The 5,419-nt window shown below is 43.5% G+C and carries 5 protein-coding genes; 4 read left to right on the top strand and 1 reads right to left on the bottom strand.

Translation table 11 applies throughout. From position 1 onward, the window contains the following. Together ACH2DQ_RS16130 and mmsB are read left to right on the top strand one after the other, a co-directional pair. On the top strand, window positions 1-1,028 hold a 1,028-nt coding region (locus tag ACH2DQ_RS16130; RefSeq protein ID WP_395027421.1), incomplete at its 5' end, for an ATP-binding cassette domain-containing protein. A gap of 2 nt (window positions 1,029-1,030) precedes the next feature. After that, window positions 1,031-2,188 (top strand): multiple monosaccharide ABC transporter permease, encoded by a 1,158-nt coding sequence (mmsB, locus tag ACH2DQ_RS16135; RefSeq protein WP_394911847.1) that lies wholly within the window; start codon window positions 1,031-1,033, stop codon window positions 2,186-2,188. 140 nt (window positions 2,189-2,328) lie between these two features. Here mmsB and ACH2DQ_RS16140 read toward each other — a convergent pair whose 3' ends face one another. Next, window positions 2,329-3,009 carry a cyclic nucleotide-binding domain-containing protein gene (locus ACH2DQ_RS16140; RefSeq protein WP_395027423.1) on the bottom strand — a complete coding sequence of 227 codons (681 nt, stop codon included), beginning with the start codon at window positions 3,007-3,009 and terminating at the stop codon, window positions 2,329-2,331. 155 nt (window positions 3,010-3,164) lie between these two features. Here ACH2DQ_RS16140 and ACH2DQ_RS16145 point away from each other — a divergent pair, with 155 nt between their 5' ends. Together ACH2DQ_RS16145 and ACH2DQ_RS16150 are read left to right on the top strand one after the other, a co-directional pair. Continuing rightward, the gene (locus ACH2DQ_RS16145; protein ID WP_394911845.1) at window positions 3,165-4,142 is read left to right on the top strand and encodes a nucleoside hydrolase; all 978 of its coding nucleotides are present in this window, start codon (window positions 3,165-3,167) and stop codon (window positions 4,140-4,142) included. Further along, the coding region (locus tag ACH2DQ_RS16150) for an MFS transporter (RefSeq protein ID WP_395027426.1) at window positions 4,126-5,419 on the top strand (1,294 nt) is incomplete at its 3' end. The genes ACH2DQ_RS16145 and ACH2DQ_RS16150, both read left to right, overlap by 17 nt.

Genomic DNA, 5,419 nt, shown 5'->3' on the forward strand with positions numbered 1-5,419 from the left:
CAGCATCGCTAAATGAAGCGGATTCCAAAGCCCTGCTGGATCTCCTTTTGAAATTTAAAAGCCAGGGTATGACATCGATTATTATTTCTCATAAATTAAATGAGATTGCCTATGTGGCGGATAAAATTACCGTAATCCGGGATGGATCCACGATAGAGACACTGGATAAAAAGACAGATGATATTTCGGAAGACCGTATCATCAAAGGAATGGTTGGCAGAGACCTGACCGATCGTTTTCCAAAACGGGCGCAGTTTGTGAAGAAGGAAGTGCTTCTGGAGGTAAAAGACTGGACGGTTCACCATCCTTTGTATACCGAGCGCAAGGTCTGCGACAAAGTATCAATTAAGGTCCACAAAGGTGAAGTAGTAGGCATTTCCGGTCTTATGGGTGCAGGGAGAACAGAACTTGCCATGAGCATTTTCGGCAAAAGTTATGGTACGAATATTTCCGGTAAACTGTTCCTGAATGGGGAAGAGGTACATCTGCGCAGTGTAAGGGATGCCATCCAGAAAAAGCTGGCATATGTAACGGAGGACAGGAAAGGAAACGGCCTGATTCTATCTAATCCCATCAAAATAAATACCACCCTTGCCAATCTGTCAGCGATCAGCAAACGAACCGTGATTGACCAGGATAAGGAATATCAGGTTGCCGTGGAATATAAGGAACGGCTGAAGACAAAATGCCCTTCCGTAGAACAAAATGTGGGGAATTTAAGCGGAGGGAACCAGCAGAAGGTCCTTCTGGCAAAATGGATGTTTGCAGAACCGGATATTTTGATTCTGGATGAGCCTACCAGAGGAATAGACGTAGGAGCAAAATATGAAATCTACTGCATTATCAATGATCTGGTAGCGGAAGGAAAATCCGTGATCATGATTTCATCGGAACTGCCGGAAGTGCTTGGAATGTCCGATCGTATCTATGTTATGAACGAAGGGAAAATTGCAGGCGAATTAACCAGGCAAGAGGCAACCCAGGAGCGTATTATGGCATGTATTTTAAAATCAAGTAAAGGAGAGTAGAAATGGATAAAGCAAAAGTCTCAGGAATTATAAAAAAATATACCATGGTAATCGTACTGGTTCTGGTAACCTTATTCTTTACCTGGCAGACCGGAGGGAAAATGCTTCTTCCCCAGAATGTGACCAACCTGATTGCCCAGAATGCATATGTGTTCATACTGGCAACCGGAATGCTGCTCTGTATCCTCACGGGAGGAAATATCGATCTGTCCGTAGGTTCGGTGGTGTGCTTTGTGGGTGCCATTGGCGGAACCTTAATGGTCAATAAAAATATGAATATGGCACTGGTCATTCTGATTATGATTCTGGTAGGTATGTTAATCGGAGCATGGCAGGGCTTCTGGATTGCTTTTGTCCGTATCCCTCCGTTTATTGTAACCCTCGCCGGGATGCTGGTATTTCGCGGGCTGTCCAATGTTATCTTAAGTGGGCGTACCGTAGCGCCAATGCCGGAACATTACCTTGCGCTGTTCAATAACTACATACCGGATCCGTTTGGCGGAAGTATCAATATTATTTGTATTTTGGCAGGTGTTCTGGCTTCACTGATCTATATCATCGTGGTATTGAAAGGACGTGCCAGCAGGATTAAAAAGGGATATGAGACGGAAAAACTAGCAGGTGTCATAGTGAAAACGGCGATTATCTGCATTGTTATCCTGGCTTTCATGTTCCGCCTTGCTCAGTATAAAGGGATTCCAAATGTTTTAATCTGGGTACTGGTAGTCATACTTATTTATTCCTATATCACCTCCAAGACAACAATCGGGCGTTATTTCTATGCCGTGGGTGGGAATGAAAAAGCAACCCAGTTATCTGGAATCAACACAAATAAAGTGTATTTTATAGCCTATCTGAACATGGGCTTGCTGGCGGCAGTTGCGGCAATGGTTACCATCGCAAGATTAAATTCAGCAAATCCTACAGCCGGAAATAACTATGAAATGGATGCCATCGGTTCCTGTTTCATCGGCGGGGCTTCCGCTTACGGCGGAACCGGTACGGTACCTGGTGTAATTATAGGTGCTACGCTGATGGGTGTTATCAACCTGGGTATGAATATCATGGGCGTGGATGCCAACTATCAGAAAGTGGTAAAAGGTTTGGTGCTGCTGGCGGCGGTTATCTTTGACGTCGTTAGTAAGAACCGGTCTAAATAATAAATGAGGAACAGGCAGAATAGGAATGCAATCCCAGAAAAATGAAGTGTTTCTCAGAAAAGTAGGCGTCTTTTAAAAAGTGAACTGCCCCTGCTAAGTTAGATTCCAGTGCTAACTTGGCAGGGGCAGTTTTATAATGCTTATATTTTATGGATATATGCTTCACAGGAAATGTCTTCTAAAGCTTCGTAATTTAATATTGTATAAAATTCCCCGTCCTTTTTCAGGCAGCCATCCTGAATCAATTCATTTAAGATACGAAACATATGCCGGTCACTCATTCCGGTAAGCCCAGGGAGCAGTTTATAGTTAAATGAAAAATGACCGTCCTTTTCAATGGATAGAATAAAAGATGCAATCCGGCTTTTTGGGGAATAGTATTGGTTGATAGATGCATTGTTGTTGGTTATATAGAGCGCTTCTGCCATGTTGTAGCTGATATTTCCCAGAAAAACAGCATCTTCTTTTAAAAGGCTGCGGCACTGCTGGTAAGGAAGGTAAAAAGCATAGGAAAGCTTTGTGGACTGAATGGTGGTTGTGGCTGGAGAGTTCAGCATAAATTCAATTTCACCTACGATACGGGGCTGGTTGAGCAGGCGAAAGACAGCATCCTTGCCATTTTCAAGAGAATAATATACTTTCCACTCACCAGTGATGATAACAAATAGGCCATTTAGTAAATCCCCCTGATGGTACACATATTCTTTTTCCTGAAAAACGGCTAACTTCATATGCTCTCTGAGATTGGAGTGAAACATCCTGTGAATCTGGTATTTTTCCATATACCTGTTTTTTTGTTTTTCATCTTCGATAAATTTCAAAAATAATCCTCCTGTTAGTGACAACTGTCAGTGAAATAAAATCATAAAAATATTATATTACAAATATGCACAATTTAAAAGTGCTGAATAACAAAGAATATGCAGAATTCACCAGAGAGCGTTTAGCTCCAGGATGGATGAAAGGAGAAGAAAAGATGAAGATGATTTTAGATTTGGATACGGGGATTGATGATGGAATGGCTTTGGCTTATGTTCTGGGAAGTGAGGACATTGATTTGCTGGGTGTTGTGGGAACCTATGGGAATGTGTATACGGAAAATGGTGTGCAAAATGTATTGAATATTCTGGAAATGTGCCAGGCGCTGGCCATCCCGGTCTATGAAGGTGAAAAACATGCAATTCAAAAATCCGGTTTTTTACGGCTGGAAGTGAGTGCAAGAATTCACGGAGACAATGGAGTAGGCCAGGTCTCAATGAAAAAGGCACAGCGCAGGAAAGAAGATCAGTCAGGTGTAGACTTTTTAATATCTTCGGTAAAGAAATATAAAAAAGATCTTGTAATCGTCGCAACGGGACCGATGACAAATCTGGCATCAGCCCTTATAAAGGCTCCGGAAATAGCAGAAATCATGGGACCGGTGGTAATCATGGGAGGTGCACTGACCATACCAGGGAATGTCACCCCTTATGCGGAAGCCAATATTTCACAGGATCCCTTTGCAGCAAAGTATTTATTCGAAAGCGGCGTAGATGTGACGATGGTGGGGCTGGATGTGACACAGCGTTCGCTTCTTACAAAAGAATCTACCAGCAGTTGGAGAGAAACAGGCAGCACTGCAGGCAGGGTATTTGCAGACATGGTGGATTATTATATCGGAGAACATGATGCTTGTATCGGGGGGTGTTTTCTCCATGATCCTTCTGCCGTGGCTGCTGCAAAGAATCGCCAGTGGTTTCAGATGCTTCCTATGCATATGACGGTTGTGACCGAAGGTGAGGCAGCGGGAAGAACGATTGGAAGCCAGGAAAAACTGAGAGATGGAAATCCTAATGTTAAAGTCTGCATCGGGGTAAATGATAAAGCCCTGGAAGAAGACCTGGATAAGAACCTGCAGAACTTATTTATCCGCTGCGGCAAAAGCAGGGAGGATATAAATGGACGTTCAGAATGAAAAAAACATCCGAAAACTATTGCCATGCCTGTTGATCCTATTCGTGCTAACCAATTTAATGGTTCAGGCATTCGTAACAGTGTCACCGGTATTAGCAGAGGAATTTCACGTCTCAGCCAGTAAAGTGAGTATGATTGTGACACTCAGTACGGTAGCCCTTGGCGTCTGCAGCGTAGTCTATGGGACGCTTTCCGATTACATTCCGGTGAAGAAACTGCTGCTTTTGGGCACTGCCGTATTTGTGTCTGGATCTGCATTTGGACTGTTGTTCCAGAATTATTTTTATATGGTAGTGGCAGCAAGGGTTCTGCAGACCGTAGGCCAGGCGGCAATCAGTTCTCTTTATCTGGTGATCACCTCACGGTATACGAAAGGGAAAGAAAAGCTGAAGTACTTTGCCTGGTTCACAGCTTGTTTCCAGATCGCCCAGGCGTGCGGTGCATTGGCAGGAGGTGTATTTGCCACCTATGTCAATTGGAAAGCGCTGTTTGTCATTTCCCTGGCGGCAGCTGTCTTTATACCGGTTATATGGAAGTATGCTCCGGTAGAAAATGAAGGAAAGTTAAAGCATGTGGATGTGCCGGGCATTGGACTGTTCAGCATCTGTATTGTAGTGATTATGTTGATGCTGAGTGATTTCAAGCCTGTTTATGCAGTGATTGAAATACTGATGCTGGTTGTATTTTGCGTTTACATCAGCAAGAGAGAAGATGCATTTGTCACACCGGCATTTTTTCGGGAAAATAAGAAATACACAAAGACCGTCATATTGGTATTTGCCCTTTATCTGTCACAATTTGTGTTTGCTTTTATTTTTACGTTTGTTGTAAATACCCTGTATCCCAGGTCTCTGGACCTGGTTTCCTACATTTTGCTGCCGGGATACATTGCAGCAGCAGTTGTAGGCATGAATGGGGATAAGATTACGGCTCGCCTGGGCAGATATCAGACAATCAGCCTTGGGGCGTTCCTTATTTTCCTGGGCCTCTTGAGTGGGGCATTGTTCATGAATAAAGGCGAAATAATGCTTAGTATGGCGGGGGTTTTATTTTTTGCAGGGTACAATACGATTTATTCCCCTATGCTGGATACCGTAACCGGCGCACTGCCTCCCGCAGAAGTTGGCAGAGGCATCGGCATCAATGACCTGACGATCAATATCAGTTCCTCCATAGGCGTTGCAATATGCAGCCGCTTTATGATCGTGGATTATTTACAGCAGCATGGAATTGCCCCGGTGTCAGAAAACGTTTATATATACAGTAACATTTTAATGA

This window comes from Robinsoniella sp. (assembly GCF_034124845.1).